Source organism: Achromobacter aegrifaciens (assembly GCF_902859965.1).
GTDB lineage: Bacteria > Pseudomonadota > Gammaproteobacteria > Burkholderiales > Burkholderiaceae_B > Achromobacter > Achromobacter aegrifaciens.
In genome coordinates this window covers 524,490-542,006 of the sequence record NZ_CADIKO010000003.1, presented here as the reverse complement: position 1 = coordinate 542,006, position 17,517 = coordinate 524,490, and the positions used below count along the sequence as shown (strand labels likewise).

The window sequence follows — 17,517 nt, the reverse complement described above, 5'->3', positions numbered from 1 at the left end:
CACTAGCTGCGCGCGTGCGCCGCCGGACTGGCCGCGTTCTCGAACAGGATGTTGTTTTCCAGGTGGATGTGCGCCATCAGGTCTTCCTTGAAGGTGCGCAGCCCCAGGTACAGCGCCCGCCAGGTGTTGCAGGCGGCGCGCGGCAGCGTGATGTCGTGGGTCAGCGCCAGCAGCCGTTCCAGCGCCACGCCGTGGTCGTCGTGCTCGGCGCGCATGACCATGATGGGCATGCCGGCCATGGCGCCATGGCCGCGCGCCAGCATCGGGAACAGCACCTGTTCCTCCTTCTGCATATGGCTTTCCAGTTCCTGCTGCATCACGCGCAGGTGATCGGCCAGGCCGGTCGGGCAGTCCGGGCTGTCGGCATGCACCTGCTCCACCTTCAGCGCCAGCCGGATCAGCTCGGGCAGTTGCTGGCGATGCACCTCGTGGTAGCGCGCCAGGATGTGATCGACCAGTTCGGCCGGCGAGGCCAGCCCCCAATCCGTCTCGTGGGACGGGCTGCGCGCCAGCTCCATCAGGCGCGCCTCGATCTGTGCCGCGTCCAGCGAGCGCTGGGCCGCCGCCTCGGCCAGGCTCTTCTTGCCGCCACAGCAGAAGTCCAGCTGGTACTCATGAAACACCTGCGTGGCGCCAGGGATGCTGCGGGCCAACTGCCCCAGGGATTGCTCAACCATGCTCATCGCGTCTCTCCATAGTTCGTGACGGGTACAGAAAGCAATGCGAAATCCGTGCCAGGAAAAACTTGCTATTTATCAATGAACTGCAAATTAAAGGGTGAATATCACCCTGCAAACGTGAGGTTTAAACCACCCCGAACGGTAAAATTCACCCCATGCAAAACCTCCTGCTTGCCGATCTGGTCGCCGACCTGCCCCCCGCCGTCCGCCTGCAGCGGCTGGTGTCCAGCCTGCGCACGCATTTCCGTTGCGGCGCGGTGGCGCTGCTGCAACTGGAGGAAGACCATCTGCGCCCCATCGCGGTGGACGGCCTGACGCAAGATGCCCTGGGCCGCCGCTTCGCCGTGCAGCAGCACCCGCGGCTGGCGGCCATCCTGGCGCGGCGCGGCGTCACCTGTTTCCACCACGACAGCACCCTGCCCGATCCCTATGACGGCCTGATCAACGGCATGGCCGGGGAACCGCTGCCGGTGCACGACTGCATGGGCACCAGCCTGCACATCGAGGGCCGCCCCTGGGGTGTGCTGACGCTGGACGCGCTGGAAGTCGGCACTTTCGACGCCGAGGCCCAGTCGGACTTGCGCGACTACATCGTGCTGCTGGAAGCCGCCTTGCGCACCACGCGCCTGGAAGCGGAAATCCGCGCGCTGCGCGTGGCGCGCGGCGCCGAACCGGCCGACAGCGCCGTCGCCGACAACAACGAGATCCTGGGACAAAGCGAAGCCATCGGCCGACTGCTGCATGAGATCCAGGTGGTGGCGGACTCGGAGCTGCCCATCCTGCTTCTAGGCGAGACTGGCGTCGGCAAGGAACTGTTCGCGCATCGCGTGCACCGGCTCTCCCGCCGTCGCGACAAGCCGCTGGTGCACGTGAATTGCGCGGCCCTGCCCGAATCGCTGGCCGAGAGCGAACTGTTCGGCCACGCCAAGGGCGCCTTCTCGGGCGCCGTGGCCGACCGCCCCGGCCGCTTCGAGGCCGCCAACGGCGGCACGCTGTTCCTGGACGAAGTGGGCGAACTGCCGCTGCTGGTGCAAGCCAAGCTGCTGCGCACCTTGCAGAACGGCGAAATCCAGCGCCTGGGCGACGACCGGCCGCGCCGCGTCGACGTGCGCATCCTGGCTGCCACCAACCGCAGCCTGCGCGACCTGGTGCGCGCCGGTGATTTCCGCGCCGACCTCTATCACCGGCTGTCGGTCTATCCCATCCCCATTCCGCCGCTGCGCGACCGCGGCAATGACGTGCTGCTGCTGGCGGGCCGCTACCTGGAACTGAACCGCGCGCGGCTGGGCCTGCGCAGCCTGCGGCTGTCGCCCGAGGCCGAGGACATGCTGCGCCGCTACCGCTGGCCCGGCAATGTGCGCGAACTTGAGCACGTCATCAGCCGCGCCGCGATCAAGGCCGTCAGCCACGGCGCCACGCGCAATGAAATCGTGACGCTGGGCGCCAAGCTGCTGGACCTGTCCGACGGCGACATGCCGCTGGCCGCGCCGCAGGAGGATGCCGACGCGCCCGCCGGTCCAGACCAGACGCTGCGCGAGGCGGTGGACGCCTGCCAGCGCCAGGCCATCCGCCGGGCGCTGGAAACGCACCAGGGCAACTGGGCCCATGCGGCGCGCGCGCTGGGCGTGGACTCCAGCAATCTGCACAAGCTGGCGCGACGCATCGGGCTGAAGGGCTGAGGCGCGGCGTGGGGCGCCGGCAGCCCCCGCAGCCCTGCCCATGCCAGGCCGCTATTCGATCTTTATGCCGGTGTCCTGTATCAGCTTGCCCCAACGCTGCGATTCGGCCTGCACGCGCTGTTGAAATTCCTCCGGCGAGCTGGACACGATGTTGAAGCCGCCCTGCTCCATGCTGTCTTTGACCTGCGGGGTCGCCAGCGTGTCGCGCAGCGCCTGCTGCACACGCTTGCGCACCTCGGGCGGCAGGCCCGCCGGCGCCAGCATGCCAACCCAGGAATAGGCTTCGAAGCCGGGCACCAGCGTGGCGATGGGCGGCACGTCCGGCAGCGCGGGCGCGGGCTGGGCCGTGCCGATGGCCAGCGCGTTCAGGCGCCCGCCCTGCACGAAGCCAACGATGGTCGGCAGGCTGGCGATGACCACGTCCACCTCGCCGCCCAGCACCGCGTTGAACATCGGGCCGCCCCCGCGATAAGGCACGTGCGTCACCTTGATGCCCGTGCGCGCCGCCAGGGCGGCCAGGTTCAGGTGATTGGAGCCGCCCACGCCTGAAGAACCGTAGTTCACCTGCCCCGGATGCGCGCGCGCATAGTCCAGGAACTGCTGCAGGGTGGTGATGCCGGTCTTCTTGGCCGTCAGCAGCACTGCGGGCATGGTGCCGATCAGGCTGATGTAGTCGAAGGACTTGATCGTGTCGTACGACAGATTCTTGTACAGCGAACCGTTAACCGCGTGCGAGTCGAAAGCCAGCATCAGCGTGTAGCCGTCGGCCGGCGCGCGCGCCAGCTCGGCGGTGCCGATGGTGCCGGACGCGCCGCCCTTGTTGTCCACCACCACGGTCTGGCCCAGCTTCTGCGACAACACGGGCGCGATGTTGCGCGCCACGTAATCCACCGAACCGCCAGGCGGAAACGGCACGATCAGCCGCACCGGCCTGTCCGGATACCCCTGTCCCCATGCCGCGCCAGCGGTGGCGCAAAGCGCCGCCGCAGCGATGACGGAACGCCATCGTTGCTTCATCATGCCCAGTCTCCTTTGGTGGTATGCGGGTCGCTATGCTGCGGCCCTTATCGATTCACGTCGACGACGATGCGGCCGCGTATCCTGCCCTCCAGCAACGGCGCGGCGGCGGCCGCGATTTCCGACAGGCCCAGCTCCTGCGTATTGGCCTCCAGCATGCCGCGCGGCAATTCATCGGCCAGCCTGCGCCAAGCCTCCGCGCGCAGCGCCATGGGCGCATACACGCTGTCCACGCCGATCAGCGTCACCCCGCGCAGGATGAACGGCGCCACGGTGGCCGGCAGATCCATGCCCTGGGCGAGTCCGCAGGCCGCCACGGGCGCGCCGTACCGCATGCCGGCCAGCACGTTGGCCAGCGTGTGACTGCCGACGCAATCGACCGCCGCCGCCCAAGCCTCTTTCTGCAGCGGCTTGCCCGGCGCCGACAACGCGGCGCGGTCCAGGATGCCGCTGGCGCCCAGGCTCCGCAGGTAGTCCGCTTCCTGCGGACGTCCGGTGCTCGCCGTGACCGTGTATCCCTTGCCCGCCAGCAGCGCGATGGCGACGGTGCCGACGCCGCCGTTGGCGCCTGTCACCAGCACCGGCCCGCCTTCGGGCGTGGCGTTGTGGCGTTCCAGCGCCATCACGCACAACATGGCCGTGTAGCCCGCCGTGCCGATGGCCATGGCCTGGCGGGCATCCAGGCCCGCCGGCAAGGGCAGCAGCCAGTCGGCTGGCACGCGCGCGGCTTGCGCCAATCCGCCCCAGCGCGTCTCGCCCAGGCCCCAGCCATTGAGCAGCACCGCGTCGCCCGGCTTGAAGCGCGGATCGGCGCTGCGGCGCACGGTACCGGCGAAATCGATGCCAGGCACCATGGGAAAACTGCGCACCACCGGCGACTTGCCGGTGATCGCCAGGGCGTCCTTGTAGTTCAGCGACGAGTACGCCACCTCCACCAGCACTTCGCCCTCAGGCAGCTCGTCTTGCGCGATCTGTGTCAGGCGCGCCTGCGTGCCGCCGTCCTCGCCTCGCGTCAGCTTCAAGGCCTGATACGACATTCCTTCCTCCCTGTGCATCGTTGCGCCAGCCACCGTGGCAGGCGCCGTCCCTGCGAATCGCAAGGCCAGGCCGGCCGCGATACGCTCGTTCATCATTTCGGTGGTGCCGTCGGCAAAACACAATGCCTTGGCCGCCAACAGCCGCCGTCCCATGCCCTGCGCCGGCAGCAAGCCCGTTGCGCCCAGGGCCTGGATGCAGGCGGAAACGCCGTCCAGGCATTCCTCGCCGGCGTATTTCTTGGCCATGGCCGCGGCCGGGACCGCCTCGTCCGAACCGGCATCGATCAGGCCCGCGGCGCGGTCCGTCAACATGCGCAGGATCTGCAGCCGCATCGACACGTCCGCCAGCGACCAGCGCAAACCCTGCTGTTCGATGATGGGGCGGCCGAAAGCCTGGCGCGCGGACGCGTGGCGCACCGCCAGCCTCAACGCGCTGTCCAGCAGGCCCGCCGCCATCGCCGCGATGTGCGTGCGCGCCTTGTTCACGCCGGCCAGCGCCATTTGGAAACCCTGGCCCGGCGCATACAGCATGTCGCTGTCCTCGGCCCGATAGCCTTCCAGGCGGATGCCGGCGATGCCGGCCGCCCCCAGGCCTTCCAGCGCCGCGCCCGTCAGACGCAGACATTGCGGCGCACGCAGGTCGACGATGAAGCAGGCGATGCCGGCCGGCCCGCGCGCCGGATCGGTCTGCGCGAACACCAGCGCCAGCTCGCCGCCCGCGGCATTGGCCACCCAGGCCTTTTCGCCGTCCAGGATCCACCCGCCGCCATCCTGCCGCCGCGCCCGCGTGGCGATGGCGGCGAAATCGCTGCCCGCGCGCGGCTCCGACATGGCGGTGCCCCCGATCAGGTCGCCCGCCAGCAGCCCCGGCAGGTAACGCTCGCGCGCCGCGGCGCTGCCATGTTCGGCAATGCGCAAGGCCACGTTGTGCTGATTGATGAACGCGAAGGCGAAGGCAAAATCCGTCGCCGCCAGCGTCTCCGCCGCCCGGGCCCGCATGCGGTAGGACAGTCCCAGCCCGCCGTCCCGCGCCGGGATCTCGATGCCGCCATATCCGCGCCGGCAGGCGTCGCGGATATGGACGCCGGCCCAATCCTGCGCGCCGCAGCCGGCCGCGGCCAGCGGCGCCACCGCCTCCTGCGCAAACGACGCCAGGCCGCGCAGCAGCGCGCGCTCGTCCTCGCGCAAGCCTGCGTCGCGCTCGTCCGCGGCGGCGTTCATTGCATTGCTCCCGCTGTCGCGGCGCCAGTCCGGATCACGCCCGCCGCCTGCAAGGCGGCCAGGCTGGCGTCGTCATAACCCGCCATGGCGCGCAGCAACGCCTCGGTGTCCTGCCCCAGGGCCGGCGGATAGTCCAGCCGCGGCTGGCCTGCGAACTTGAAGGGATTGCCGAGCATGCGAACGGGCTCGCCGCCTTGCGGCCTGGCCACCTCTTCCACCATGCCGCGCGACGCCGCCAACGGATGCGCCAGCGCCTCGTCCACGCCCAACACCAGCGCGGCGGGCACGCGCCGCGCCTCGAAGATATCCAGCCATTCCTGCGCGCTGCGCGCGCCGATGGCGCCTGACAAGGCCTCGGTCAGCGCATCCACGTTGGCCACGCGCGCCGCGGGCGTGGCGTAGCGGGCGTCCGTGGCCAGTTCCGGCAGCCCGATCGCGGCGCACAAGGCCTGCCAGAACGCATCGCCGGTGGGCGCCAAGGCGATCCAGCGCCCGTCCGACGTGCGGTAAATGTCGCTGGGCGCGATCATGCCGTGACGCGCCCCGCTGGCGCGCGGCACGGGACCGCCCTGCAGATAGCCCTGGGCCTGCCAGGTCAGCATGGCCATCTGCGCATCGAACAGCGACACCTGCACCTGCTCTCCCACGCCGCTGGCCTGCGCCTGCACCAGCGCAGCGGCGACACCCAGCGCCAGGTACAGCCCGCCCGCCAGATCCGCCACCTGATAACCGACGCGCACCGGCTTGCCGCCGGCCTCCCCCGTGATGCTCATCAAACCCGACATGGCCTGCAGCATCAGGTCGAACGCTGGCGCGCCTGCATAGGGACCTCGGTCGTCCAGCCCGATCAGCTGGCCGACCACGATGCGTGGATTGATTGCGGCCAGAGTGTCGTGATCCAGTCCCAGCCGTGCCGGCACGTCCGAGGCGAAGCCATAGATCACCGCGTCCGCCTCGCGCACCAGATCCTGGAACGCCTGGCGGCCCAAAGGATGCTTCAGGTCCAGCGCCACGCTGCGCTTGCCCCGGTTCACCGACAGGAAGAACGGCGAATCCTGCACGTCGGAAACGGGAGGCACCGAGCGCGCGTAATCGCCGCCCACCGGTTCGACCTTGATGACCTCGGCACCCAGTTGCGCCAGCAATTGGCCGGCAAACGGCCCGCCCAGCACCCACGTCAGATCCAGTATGACCTTGCCCTGCAGCATGCCTGCTCCCTTTCCGGTGAGTTAAATTCACAGCGTGTTCCGGGACGGCATCCGCCGCCCCGATTTCCCGGTATGCAACCTTGCGGCGTATTCCAGCACGGGGCGGACGCCGGGGCCAGGCATCATTTCTAGCGACTGTTGTGAGGTAAATTCACAATGAAACCCAGACTGCCGCCGCTGACGTCCATCCGCGCCTTCGAATCGGCGGGCCGCCAGTTGAGCTTCACCCAGGCCGCGGACGAGCTATCCGTCACGCATGGCGCCATCAGCCATCAGATCAAGGCGCTGGAAGACTGGTTGGGTGTGAAGCTGTTCCGCCGCCTGGGCAAGAAGATCGAACTGACGGATCAGGGCCGGCTCTATCTGGACACCATCAGCCCGGCGCTGGACGCCATCGCCTCGGCCTCGCGCAGCCTGCGTTCGCGCGAGGTGCTGCGGGTCAATGCCCTGCCCACCTTCACCATGCGCTGGCTGTTTCCCCGGCTGGCCCGGTTCCGTGAGCAGTATCCCGAGGTGGAGGTGGAGATATCCACCGGACTGGAGCCCTTCAGCCGCCTGCCCGCGAATCTGGACGTGGTGATCCGGCGCGAGGCCGAGCCCACCCCCGGCCTCTACAAGCGCCGTGTGCTGAACGAGAGCTTCTTTCCCGTATGCGCGCCCGGCCTCCTGCAGCGGCTGCCGCTGGAACGCATCACCGACCTGTCGCGCCACACCTTCCTGCACTGCCGCGCGCGGCGTAGCGCCTGGAACGACTGGCTGGCCAGCGTGCAGCACAGCCGGGTCGTGCCGGCCGAATCGCTGGAGCTCGAACACCTGTACTTCGCCCTCCAGGCCGCACTCGACGGCCTGGGCATGACCATAGGCTATTCATCGCTGGTGGCCAGCGACATCGAGGACGGCCGGCTGCTGGCGCCCTTCGGCCCGCTGACGGTGCAGTCGCCGGGCTATTTCCTCATCATCCGCGAAGAGCGCCGCCACGACCGCTTGCTGAAGACCTTCTGCGACTGGCTGATGGTGGAAGGCGAACGCTTCAACAAGCATATGGAGACGCTGGTGCCTGGCGGGTGAAAGCCTCCAACACGATATCCGCCACCAGCTTGCCGGCCTCCCATTGCGGCATGTGGCCGGCATCCGGCAGCAGGTGCAGCGCGGTCCTGGCCGGTGCGTTCAGCGCGTGGCGCCATGGGATGACGGCGTCGCGCCGGCCGTGGATCAGCGTGCAGCGGCATTGCAGGCTGGCCAGGTCGGCCGCGATGCTCAGTTGCTGCACGCCGTTCCAGCCTACTTCCCGGCATAGCTCGATCAGGGGCTCGCGCCGCGCCTGCGTGCTCTGGCGCAGGGCGTCGATGAAGTTTCCCGACGGCGTCATGCCGGAGACGGTGAGTTTCTGCAGCTCGCGCTGTGCCGCTTCGTTGGTGCCGGCATGCGTCATGCCCGTCAGAAAGCTCTGGTCGATTTCAGTGCCCAGGCCGACCGGCGCGATCAGCACCAGGCTGTCCACGGCCATGCCGGGGCGGGACGCCGCCCGGGCCGCCACCGCCGCGCCAAAAGAATGGCCGATCAGGTTCACGGGGCCGATGCACTGGGATGCGACCGTGTCGGCCACCGCATCGACGATATGCTCGAAGCGCGTGGCCTGCGAACGCGTGGCGCCATGGCAAGGAAGATCCATCGCCAGCACGCGCAGTCCGGCGCGGCTGAGCGCATGCGCCAGGCTGGCCCAGGCGTCGCGGTCGCCGAACATGCCGTGGATCAGCACCGCCGTCTGGCTGTCCGGACGGCTCCCCTCCCACACCGTGAACCGTATGTCGCCATGGCGGGTAGCCGCCCAGGCTTCGCGCTTTGCTCCTGGCGCGCCGCGGGCCAGCATGCCCTCCTGTCCGTTGCCGCTTGCCAGGCCGACATCCGCCACCGTCACGCGACCGTTGGGCCCGGTCCCCGCAACCGCGTCCAACGCGATACCGCGCTCGGCCGCGACGCGGCGGGCGGCAGGGGTGGCGAACTTGCGCTCTCCTGAAGGCTGCGCGAGTGGACGCGCCAACGACGGCGACGCCACCGGCGCCCGCGCGGCGGCCGGGGCGGCAGCGGCCGCCGCAGGCGTTGCCGCTGTGGATTGAGCCGGCACGCCGGCCGCACTCGCCGCCGGCGCAGCCTCGCCTTCCATCTGCACGCGTGCGATCACCGTATCCGCGTTGACGATGCCGTCCACCGCGACCAGATGCTCCACCATGATCCCGTCGTCGTGCGCGGGCACCTCGATGATGGACTTGTCGGTCTCGATTTCGACCAGCACGTCCCCCGTCTTGAAGGCCTGGCCAGGCGCCACGATCCAGGCGACCAGGCGGGCGGCGTCCAGGGACTCGCCCGTCGGCGGGACGACCATATCCAGCGTTCTCGTCATGCTTGTTCCTCAGAAGATCGATGCGCGCCCCGGCCGGCGGAGCGTGACGCAGCTCGGCGTCAGGCCGCCGGATTCATGAACTGGATGAACTCCGTGATGGCGCCTTCAGGCTCCATCAGATAGAACACCTTGGTGCGCCCTTGCCGCATGACGCGCGGCGAAGACACGCTTTCATAGCCGGCGCGCGTGGCCTGCTCGTATACGGCATCCACGTCCTCCACCTCGAACGCCATGTGGCTGTAGCCGAAATCGCATTGGCGGCGCGGCTGCCTGTCGCCGTCCGGCGTGTAGTACTTGAACAGTTCCACCCGGTGTCCGCCGTGGCGCAGCATGGCCCAGCGTATGGTCGCGCCCGGCAGGCCGACCACTTCGCCCAGCGCAGGCTCGCTGCGGTGGTCCATCTCGCCCTCCAGCTCGAAGCCAAGAAAGCCGGTGTAGAAATTGCGCGCGCGTTCGAAATCATTGACGCAGACAGCCGTGTGATGCGTGGCAAGCAGTTTGTCTTTGAGCATTTTTCTCTCCAATGGCGTCCGGTTCAGCGGGCGCCGCCGCGGCGGCTGTCCATGGATTTCAGGGCCGTCTCCACGGCCTGCGCGTCCGCCAGCGCGGCGCGCTCCAGCACCTTGGAGACCACGGGCGAGGAATTGGCGCCCGTGACGTGCACGATCTCGTGGTCCAGCCAGTCGAACAGCCTCGACTGCGCCTCGCTCGCGACCCGCGAGCCGATCGAGGTGCCGCGGGTAGTCTGCTCCACGATCATCAGCGCCTGCGTACGCTTGACGCCGGCCGCGATGGTGTCCCAATCGATGCCCAGCGGATCCAGCGTGCGCAGGTCTATCACCTGGGCATCGATGCCCGTGCGCTCCGCCGCCTGGCAGCAGACCTCGACCATGACGCCATAGGTCAGGATGGTGCAGCGCGTGCCCTCACGCGCCACCCGGGCCCGGCCGATGGGCACTATGTAGTCCCAGTCCTCGGCCGGCACCTTGCCCACCGTCTTGAACAGGTCGTTGTATTCCACCATCAGGACCGGATCGTCGCAGCGCAGCGCGGCATTGAGCAGGCCGATGTAATCGTAGGGACGCGACGGCGCCAGGATGCGCCACCCTGGATACTGGGCAAACAGGCCACTGGCGTCCATGGAATGCTGCGAACCGTAGCCGGTGCCCGCCGTGACCCGGCTGCGCACCAGCACCGGCACCGCGAACTTGCCGCCGAACATGTGGCGTACCTTGGCGATCTGGTTGAACAGCTGATCCGCCGCCACCAGCGCGAAGTCGGGGTACATGATCTCCACCACCGGCCGCATGCCGTTCAACGCCGCGCCCAGCGCCAGGCCGGTGAAGCCGTTCTCGCAGATGGGCGTGCCGATGAGGCGTTCCGGAAAATGGTCGCCGATGTCCTTGGTAGCGCCAGCCGTGCCGCCTTTCAGGCGATGCACATCCTCCCCCAGGATGAAGATGCCGTCGTCGCGCTGCATGTTCAGCAGCATGGCGCGCGAAATCACGTCCTGGAATTTGGCGTCCGCCAGACTCGCTGGCGTCTGCTCCTCCAGCTCGATGGCGCGCTGACCCGCGAGTTCGCCCAGGTTGCCGCGGATGCCGCTGTCCACGCTGGCCGGGTCCGGCCACAGTTCGGGCCGGATGCGTTGCGCCGCCTCGTCGCCGTAGTGCTCCAGCAGCCGCCCTAGCGCGCCGTCTATCAGTTCTTCCGCGCGGCGCTCCAGGCGGGCGATGCCGGCATCGTCGATCAGGCCCAGCGACTTCAGCTGCTCGGGAAACGTCGAAATGGGATCGCGCGCGCCCCAGGCTTCTTCCTCGTCCTTGTCGCGGTAGCGGAAGGCGCTGCCCTTCAGCGCGCCCGACTGGTGCAGGTAGCGGTAGGTCTGCGCCTCCAGCAGCACCGGCCCGCCGTCGCGGCGGATGATGGCCCGGGCTTCCTGCATGGCCAGGCGCGCAGCGACCACGTCCATGCCGTCGAACTCTATCGCCGGCACGCCCAGGGACAGGCCGCGCGCCGACAAGCGGGTTTCGCGGGTCTGTTCCGACACGTGGGTGGACACGGCGTACAGGTTGTTTTCCACGAAGAAAATGGTGGGCGTGTTGTAGAGCGCCGCAAGGTTCATGGCCTCGTAGGCCGCCCCGCTCTGCATGGCGCCGTCGCCGAAGAAGGCCACCGACACATGGTCGCGGCCGCGCAGCTTGTCGGCAAAGGCGTAACCCACCGCATGCGACGGATTGCCGCCCACGATGGCGTTGGAGCCATAGATGCCGGCCTCGGGATAGCGCAGATGCATGGAACCGCCACGGCCGCCGCAATAGCCAGGCGTCAGGCCCAGGATCTCGGCATAGGTCCGGTAGACCACCTCACGGTGCGAATCCAGCGTTTCCGAGTCCAACGGCGAATAGTCCGCCGGTGTGGCGTGGTTCAGCGCCTTGGCAAGAAACTGGTGGTGCATGCGGTGGGTGCCGTTGATCTTGTCGGCCGACTCCAGCGCCGACATGGCGCCCACGGCGGCGCCGTCCTGGCCGATGCTGGAATGCGCCGGACCATGCAGGATGCCGGCCACGCTGAGCTTCAGCAGCTTTTCTTCGAAGCGCCGGATCAGTATCAACTGCTCCAGCATGCGGACCATCTCGCGCGGCGCGATGGCCCCCGCATCCGCGGCGGTGGCGGTAAGCCGCCACCACGGCGTGTCGGTGTGCAGGGCGGCAAGCCGCGAGGGTTTCGCGGCAGGCGCCGCGCCTTCATTGATGTGCTTCATCTACGCTTCCCTTCAGTGAGCCGCGGCCAGGGCGGCATCCAGCGGTTCGGTTTCCTGCGCCCGCAGCAGCTTCCAGATGTGCGTGCGCAGGTGCACGAATGCCTCCATGTCCATCACGTCCTCGATCCGCTCCATGCTGTCCCAGTCCTCGCGCTTGCGCACGTCGGCCACGTTGATGATTTCCTTGATCTGTCCCGGGCGGCCGGTCAGCACCACCACGCGGTCGGACAGATACACCGCTTCTTCCACGCTGTGGGTGATGAACAGCACGGTGCGCGGATTGAGGCGGGACAACTTGACCAGTTCTTCCTGCATGACCACGCGGGTCTGGGCGTCCAGCGCGCCGAAGGGCTCGTCCATCAGCAGCACGTCGGGATCCAGCGCGTAGCTGCGGGCGATGGCCACGCGCTGCTGCATCCCGCCGGACAGCTGGTGCGGATAGGCCTGCTCGTAGCCCGCCAGGCCCATCAGTTCGATGTAGCGCGCCACGGTCCGCGCCCGCGCCTCGCGCGAGGCGCCCTTGCACTTCAAGCCGAAGCCGATGTTCTCGGTCACGGTCTTCCAGGGAAACAGCGCAAACTGCTGGAACACGACGGCGCGGTCCGGTCCCGGTTCCTCGACTTCCTTGCCGCCCACCCGCACGCTGCCGGCCGAGGGAAACTCCAGGCCGGCCGCCATGCGCATCAGCGTGGTCTTGCCGCAGCCAGACGGTCCGACGATGGAAACGAACTCCCTCTCGCCCACCTCGAAACTCACGTCGTCCAGGGCCAGGAAGCTTTCCCCGCCCCGGCTGAAAGTGCGCTGCACCCGCTCGAAAGTAATCTGACTCATGCTTGCGTTCCTTTGTTGAGAGCCGCGGCCGCCGGCTTACCTGGCGACATCGGCGACGAAAGCCCTGAGTTTGGGATCGTCCTGGATCATCTGCAGATACTTGCCCGTGACCATGGTCTTGGGATCAGGGATCTTCTTGACCACGCCCACGGACACCATGAATTCCCCCACGCTGTTCCACCACTCCACGATCTCCGAGGACCCGCCGGGGCCCGGCGCGAACAGCTTGGTCTGCTCCGCCAGGTCGAAAGCCGGACGGTCGCGCAATTCCTGCGCCAGGTACTTGTCGGGGAACTTCACGCCCACGCTGCCGAAAAAGGCTTTCAGATACGCCTTGGCCTCCTCGGGATGCGCGCGCTGCCAGGCCACCGCGCGCAGGTAAACCGCCAGGAAGCGGGCGACCTTGTCGGGATGCTTCTTGGCGAAGGCCGGCGTCGTGAACAGGTAGCTGTGGATAGGCATTTTCAGCTCGGCGCCAGTACAGATCACCCTTGCGCCTATGGCCTCTTCCAGGATGTAGGTGTTGGGCGCCCACACCGAGGAAATGTCGTACTTGCCGCTCATTACCGCGGCATTGATGTCGGGCGGCGACAGGTTCACGAAGCGGTAGTCGTCGGGCTTGAGGCCGAACTTCTGTGACAGGCATTGCGCCGCGCCCCACTGACCCGTGGAGTTGCTGGTGACCGGAATGGTCTTGCCCTTGAGCAGCGCCGGGTTCTTGAGGTACTCATCCGCCCGGTCCTTGGTGGCCATCAGCGTGATGATGGCGGCCTCGCCGTCGGCGATGCCTATGGTCTGCAGGCCGTACTTCGACGCGCCCAGCAGCGACGGAATATTGCCCGCCCCGCCCACGTCCCATGAACCGGACGCGCCCGCCGCGATTTCGACCGCGCCGGAAGCAAAGGTCGAAATCTCAGGCTTCAGGCCCACCTCCTTCCACCATCCCTTCTCGCTGGCGATGTACCACTCCAGCGCCCACCGCTGTGGCTGCTGCCCGATGCGGATGGTGAACAGTTCCTCGCCCGCCGGCGCGGCCTGGGCCGTCGCCTGTCCGGGTCCCCCCAGCCAGCACCCGATCACGAGCGCTGCCAAGGCCTTGAGGCCTTTGTAGTGTTTCATCTGTCTCTCTCCAGTATGAAATGACGCTGCCTGCACTGCCTGCCTGTACTCCCTCCTTTTTTCCCGGGTCAGCGCGACCAGTCGCGCTGCACCCTGCGCTGCAGGGCGCGCATGCCGTAGTCGATGCCCGCGCCTATCAGGCCGATGGTGATCATTCCGCTGATCACGATGGCGGGTTCCAGATTGCTGCCGCCCTGCACGATCATGTAGCCCAGCCCGGTCGAACCCACGATCAGTTCCGCGCCGATCAAGGACTGCCAGCCGAACCCCGCGCCGACCCGGATGCCAGCGACGATGTGCGCCAATGCGGCCGGCAGCAGGATTTCCGTCAACGTCGCCCAGCGCCCAGCCCCCAGCATCTGGCCGGCCTCGATCAAGGCGCGATCGATCTGCCTGGCGCCGCGATAGGCGTTCAGTACACAGGGCGCGAAGGCGCCGGCGAATATCACCAGGGTGGGCGACAGGAAGCCCGTGCCGAACCAGAAGATCGCGAACGGCACCCAGGCGATTGGGGGAATGAAGCGGAAGGCTTCGAACACCGGCGTCACCGCCCAATCCAGCGCCTTGAAACGCCCCATGAACAAGCCCAGCGGGACACCAAGCAGGACCGCGATGGAGAAGCTGATCAGGAATTTCTCCAGGCTGGCCAGCAGATGCATCTGCAGCACCGAGCCCGCATAGGGTTCGCGCGTGTGCTCGGCCATGCTGCGCAGCACCGTCAGCGGTCCAGGCAGGAAGGCCGGCGATACCAGGCCCAGCCCGGACAGCAATGCCCAGCCGCCGAACAAGGTGGCGATGCCCAGCGCCGGCATCAGCCAGCGTTCGAGCACGCGGCGCGACACGAGGGAGTGCGCGCGCGACGGGCCGGCGCGGTTCAGGCTTTCCATGGCATCACCTTGCGTTCGACCTGCGCCAGCAGGGCCGACATCAGCATGCCCATGCCGGCCACGGCGGCCATGGCCACCACGATCATTCCCGAGTTCAGGTCGCGGGTGGCGATGATCAGCACGTGGCCCAGGCCGACGAAGGAGCCGACCAGCTCGGCCGCCACCAGCACCATCCAGCAAGCCTGCAACGAGGTCCTCAGGCCCGTGAAGATGGCGGGCAACGCGCCTGGAACGATGACGTCCAGCAGCATCAGGCGGCCCGCCGCGCCATTGACCCGCGCCGCCTGGAGCAGCGTGTCGTCGATGTTGCGCACGCCGGTGTAGGTATTGATCACGGTCGGCGCGAAAGCTGCCAGCCAGATGACGAAGACCTTGGCGCTGGTGCCCAGCCCGAACCACAGGATGGTCAGCGGAATCCAGGCGATGGGCGCAATGGGACGGACGATCTGGAACACCGGATTGACGTAGGCCTCGACCAGCCGGTTCTGCCCCATCAGGATCCCCAGCGGCACGCCCGTCAGCGCCGCCGCTGCGAACCCGTACAGCACCAGTCCGGTGCTGGCCACGATGTGCTGCCACAGCGTGCCGTCGGCATAGCCGTCCCCTGCGATCTCCAGTAGTGCGTCCCAGGCATCGCTGGGCGACGGCAGCTGCACCGGACTCAACAATTCCAAAGGGCCGGTGGCCAGGTACCAGGCCAGGAGCAGCGCCGCGACCGACGCGCCGCTGACCAGCCAGCGCAGGGACAGGCGTCGACGCACCAGCGCGGGTGGAGGGGCGGGAGGCCTGGCTACGGTCATGGCGGCACTCCGATCGAGCAGGGCCAGGGCGGCCGGTACGCCCCCGACGACGGGCGGGGAAAGAGGATGGCGGGCCATGTCAATGCGTCCTCAGCACGATCTTTGCCGACGCCGCGCGTCCGCCATCGAGGTCAGAGAAAGCCCGCGCGCCCGCGCCCAGTTCGCGCTCCTCGATCCAGGACAGGTCGCCGAAGACGCCGCGATGCAGCGCGTCCACCGTGGCGCGCAGATCCGCGCTGGTGTAGGTATAGGCGCCGATGAGGGTGATCTCCTCCAGCGTCAGCCGCCGCATGTCGATCTCGCTGGCCCAGTCCTGCAGGCCGATGTGCAGCATGACGCCGCCCGGCTGCACCGCGGCCAGCGCCGCGGCGCGCGTGAGCTTGCCGCCTACCGCGTCCACCACCAGTTCATATGCGCCCGGTTCGGGTGCCGCCTCGCGCGGATCGAAGGCCGTGCAGCCCGCGTGCTGCTGCGCCGAAGCGCGCCGCAAGGGATTGGTCTCCGCCAAGCTGACGCGGCAGCCCTGGCTGCGCAGCAGCAGCGCCGTCAGGAGGCCTATGGCGCCGCCGCCCACGATCAGCGCGCGGGCTTCGGCCAACGGCCGGAACAACGCCCGCTGCGCCAGCGCCACGCCGTGCAAGGCCGTGGCCGCGGGTTCGGTCAGCGCGGCCGCGGCGGCCGGCATGTCCTGCGGCACGGATATCAGGCAGCGTTCGGGTATGGCCATGAACTCGGCGAAGGCGCCGGGACGCGTCATGCCCACCATGCCGCGGTTGCGGCAGAGATTGTTGCGGCCCTGCACGCAGAAATCGCACTGGCCGCAGTGGATCAGCGGATTGCCGGTGACCCGCTGGCCGGCGCGGCTGCCGCCCACCAGCGTGCCGACGAACTCGTGGCCCAGGATCAGCGGCGGATTGCGGCGGGGATCATGCCCATGGTAGGCATGCATGTCCGAGCCGCAGATGCCCACGGCCTCGATGCGCAGCAGCGCATCGCCGTCCGCTGGCGCGGGATCGGGTTCATCGCGGAAGGTCAGCTGGCCGGGCGCGGTGTAGACAAGGGCTTTCATGGCGAGGCTCCATGGAGATGCCGGTCAGCGGGCCGAAAAGCCGCCGTCTATGAACAGGGTCTGCCCGGTTATGTAGGCCGACGCCTCGCTCGCCAGGAACACTGCCGCGCCGTGCAGGTCTTCCAGCCGGCCATTGCGGCCGATCATGGTGCTGCCCGCCAGGGCCTGCACGCGGGCCGGGTCGCTCATCACGGGCGCGGTCAGCGGCGTCTCGAAGAAGCCCGGCGCGATCGCGTTGCAGGTGACTCCGTGGCGCGACCAGTACTCGGCGATGGCTCGGGTCAGCTGCATCAGGCCGCCCTTGGACGCGCCATAGGGCGCGCTGTCAGGAAAGGCGCGCACGCACTGCAGCGAGGTAATGTTGATGATGCGGCCCCAGCCGCGTTCGCGCATGGCCGGCGCCAGCGCGCGGGTCAACAGGAACGGTGCGGTCAGGTTGATCGCCAGCGAACGGTCCCAATCATCGTCAGCCGTGTCCTCGAAGGACTTGCGCACATTGATGCCCGAGGCATTGACCAGGATGTCGGGCGCGCCGAAAGGTTGCGCCGCGCGGTCGGCAAAGTCGCGCAACGCATCGCGGTCGGCCAGATCGCAGGGCAACGCGCGCGCACGCAGGCCTTGCGCTTCGAATTCGCTGGCGGCGCAAGCCAGCTCGTGCTCGCGCCGCGCCACCAGCACCACGCTGGCGCCGGCCCGCGCCAGCGCCAGGCCAATGGCCCGGCCTATGCCGGAACTGCCGCCGCTTACCAGCGCGACGCGGCCGTCGAGGTCGAACAGGCGGGACATGTCATTCTGCATGATGGC

General features: G+C 68.3%; 15 protein-coding genes and 1 pseudogene. 2 read left to right on the top strand and 14 right to left on the bottom strand.

Annotated features, from left to right (window positions below; translation table 11 throughout):
• Positions 1-2: 2 nt before the first annotated feature.
• Positions 3-683, bottom strand: coding sequence for an iron-sulfur cluster repair protein YtfE (ytfE, locus tag HV793_RS21550; protein WP_054450410.1), 681 nt, complete (start codon positions 681-683; stop codon positions 3-5).
• Positions 684-835: 152 nt separating this feature from the next.
• Between ytfE and norR the strand changes: the two genes are divergently transcribed.
• The gene (gene norR, locus HV793_RS21545; RefSeq protein WP_175159615.1) at positions 836-2,359 is read left to right on the top strand and encodes a nitric oxide reductase transcriptional regulator NorR; all 1,524 of its coding nucleotides are present in this window, start codon (positions 836-838) and stop codon (positions 2,357-2,359) included.
• A 51-nt stretch (positions 2,360-2,410) separates the two neighbouring features.
• Here the strand turns inward: norR and HV793_RS21540 are convergent, their stop codons facing one another.
• The 4 genes and pseudogenes from HV793_RS21540 to HV793_RS21530 all read right to left on the bottom strand — a co-directional run bounded on the left by HV793_RS21540 (position 2,411) and on the right by HV793_RS21530 (position 6,842).
• Entirely contained in the window at positions 2,411-3,379 is a 969-nt protein-coding gene (locus tag HV793_RS21540) for a tripartite tricarboxylate transporter substrate binding protein (RefSeq protein WP_054450406.1), read from the bottom strand.
• A gap of 44 nt (positions 3,380-3,423) precedes the next feature.
• On the bottom strand, positions 3,424-4,431 hold the full coding sequence (gene acuI / locus HV793_RS31165) for an acrylyl-CoA reductase (NADPH) (RefSeq protein WP_370528709.1): 1,008 nt from the start codon (positions 4,429-4,431) through the stop codon (positions 3,424-3,426).
• A 60-nt stretch (positions 4,432-4,491) separates the two neighbouring features.
• Positions 4,492-5,634 (bottom strand): annotated as a pseudogene (locus HV793_RS31160) (acyl-CoA dehydrogenase family protein); the annotation flags it as partial.
• Complete coding sequence (locus HV793_RS21530) at positions 5,631-6,842, bottom strand: CaiB/BaiF CoA transferase family protein (protein WP_175213918.1); 1,212 nt, start codon at positions 6,840-6,842, stop codon at positions 5,631-5,633. The pseudogene HV793_RS31160 and the gene HV793_RS21530, both read right to left, overlap by 4 nt.
• Before the next feature lie 156 nt (positions 6,843-6,998).
• On the opposite strand from HV793_RS21530, the gene gcvA reads away from it, so the two are divergent.
• Complete coding sequence (gcvA, locus tag HV793_RS21525; RefSeq protein WP_054450403.1) at positions 6,999-7,910, top strand: transcriptional regulator GcvA; 912 nt, start codon at positions 6,999-7,001, stop codon at positions 7,908-7,910.
• Here the strand turns inward: gcvA and HV793_RS21520 are convergent.
• The 9 genes from HV793_RS21520 to HV793_RS21480 form a co-directional block, all read right to left on the bottom strand.
• Entirely contained in the window at positions 7,873-9,243 is a 1,371-nt protein-coding gene (locus HV793_RS21520) for an alpha/beta fold hydrolase (RefSeq protein WP_175213917.1), read from the bottom strand. The genes gcvA and HV793_RS21520 overlap by 38 nt on opposite strands.
• A 59-nt stretch (positions 9,244-9,302) precedes the next feature.
• Positions 9,303-9,755 carry a VOC family protein gene (locus HV793_RS21515; protein WP_088138916.1) on the bottom strand — a complete coding sequence of 151 codons (453 nt, stop codon included), beginning with the start codon at positions 9,753-9,755 and terminating at the stop codon, positions 9,303-9,305.
• Between the two features lie 23 nt (positions 9,756-9,778).
• Positions 9,779-12,007 (bottom strand): alpha-ketoacid dehydrogenase subunit alpha/beta, encoded by a 2,229-nt coding sequence (locus tag HV793_RS21510; protein ID WP_175213916.1) that lies wholly within the window; start codon positions 12,005-12,007, stop codon positions 9,779-9,781.
• Between the two features lie 12 nt (positions 12,008-12,019).
• On the bottom strand, positions 12,020-12,838 hold the full coding sequence (locus tag HV793_RS21505) for an ABC transporter ATP-binding protein (RefSeq protein WP_054450398.1): 819 nt from the start codon (positions 12,836-12,838) through the stop codon (positions 12,020-12,022).
• A 36-nt stretch (positions 12,839-12,874) separates the two neighbouring features.
• Positions 12,875-13,957 (bottom strand): ABC transporter substrate-binding protein, encoded by a 1,083-nt coding sequence (locus HV793_RS21500; protein WP_175213915.1) that lies wholly within the window; start codon positions 13,955-13,957, stop codon positions 12,875-12,877.
• A gap of 68 nt (positions 13,958-14,025) precedes the next feature.
• Positions 14,026-14,844: an ABC transporter permease gene (locus HV793_RS21495; RefSeq protein WP_175213914.1), complete on the bottom strand. Its 819-nt coding sequence runs from the start codon at positions 14,842-14,844 to the stop codon at positions 14,026-14,028.
• Positions 14,832-15,644 carry an ABC transporter permease gene (locus HV793_RS21490; RefSeq protein WP_175213913.1) on the bottom strand — a complete coding sequence of 271 codons (813 nt, stop codon included), beginning with the start codon at positions 15,642-15,644 and terminating at the stop codon, positions 14,832-14,834. Before HV793_RS21490 ends, HV793_RS21495 begins: the two co-directional genes overlap by 13 nt.
• 79 nt (positions 15,645-15,723) lie before the next feature.
• Positions 15,724-16,713 carry an alcohol dehydrogenase catalytic domain-containing protein gene (locus tag HV793_RS21485; RefSeq protein ID WP_175213912.1) on the bottom strand — a complete coding sequence of 330 codons (990 nt, stop codon included), beginning with the start codon at positions 16,711-16,713 and terminating at the stop codon, positions 15,724-15,726.
• Between the two features lie 24 nt (positions 16,714-16,737).
• The gene (locus HV793_RS21480) at positions 16,738-17,511 is read right to left on the bottom strand and encodes an SDR family NAD(P)-dependent oxidoreductase (protein ID WP_054450391.1); all 774 of its coding nucleotides are present in this window, start codon (positions 17,509-17,511) and stop codon (positions 16,738-16,740) included.
• Between the last annotated feature and the right edge of the window lie 6 nt (positions 17,512-17,517).

Coding starts and splice junctions, on each gene's coding strand:
- ytfE (WP_054450410.1), bottom strand. CDS start 683: ATGAGCATGGTTGAGCAATCCCTGGGGCAGTTGGCCCGCAGCATCCCT.
- norR (WP_175159615.1), top strand. CDS start 836: ATGCAAAACCTCCTGCTTGCCGATCTGGTCGCCGACCTGCCCCCCGCC.
- HV793_RS21540 (WP_054450406.1), bottom strand. CDS start 3,379: ATGATGAAGCAACGATGGCGTTCCGTCATCGCTGCGGCGGCGCTTTGC.
- acuI (WP_370528709.1), bottom strand. CDS start 4,431: ATGCACAGGGAGGAAGGAATGTCGTATCAGGCCTTGAAGCTGACGCGA.
- HV793_RS21530 (WP_175213918.1), bottom strand. CDS start 6,842: ATGCTGCAGGGCAAGGTCATACTGGATCTGACGTGGGTGCTGGGCGGG.
- gcvA (WP_054450403.1), top strand. CDS start 6,999: ATGAAACCCAGACTGCCGCCGCTGACGTCCATCCGCGCCTTCGAATCG.
- HV793_RS21520 (WP_175213917.1), bottom strand. CDS start 9,243: ATGACGAGAACGCTGGATATGGTCGTCCCGCCGACGGGCGAGTCCCTG.
- HV793_RS21515 (WP_088138916.1), bottom strand. CDS start 9,755: ATGCTCAAAGACAAACTGCTTGCCACGCATCACACGGCTGTCTGCGTC.
- HV793_RS21510 (WP_175213916.1), bottom strand. CDS start 12,007: ATGAAGCACATCAATGAAGGCGCGGCGCCTGCCGCGAAACCCTCGCGG.
- HV793_RS21505 (WP_054450398.1), bottom strand. CDS start 12,838: ATGAGTCAGATTACTTTCGAGCGGGTGCAGCGCACTTTCAGCCGGGGC.
- HV793_RS21500 (WP_175213915.1), bottom strand. CDS start 13,957: ATGAAACACTACAAAGGCCTCAAGGCCTTGGCAGCGCTCGTGATCGGG.
- HV793_RS21495 (WP_175213914.1), bottom strand. CDS start 14,844: ATGGAAAGCCTGAACCGCGCCGGCCCGTCGCGCGCGCACTCCCTCGTG.
- HV793_RS21490 (WP_175213913.1), bottom strand. CDS start 15,644: ATGACCGTAGCCAGGCCTCCCGCCCCTCCACCCGCGCTGGTGCGTCGA.
- HV793_RS21485 (WP_175213912.1), bottom strand. CDS start 16,713: ATGAAAGCCCTTGTCTACACCGCGCCCGGCCAGCTGACCTTCCGCGAT.
- HV793_RS21480 (WP_054450391.1), bottom strand. CDS start 17,511: ATGCAGAATGACATGTCCCGCCTGTTCGACCTCGACGGCCGCGTCGCG.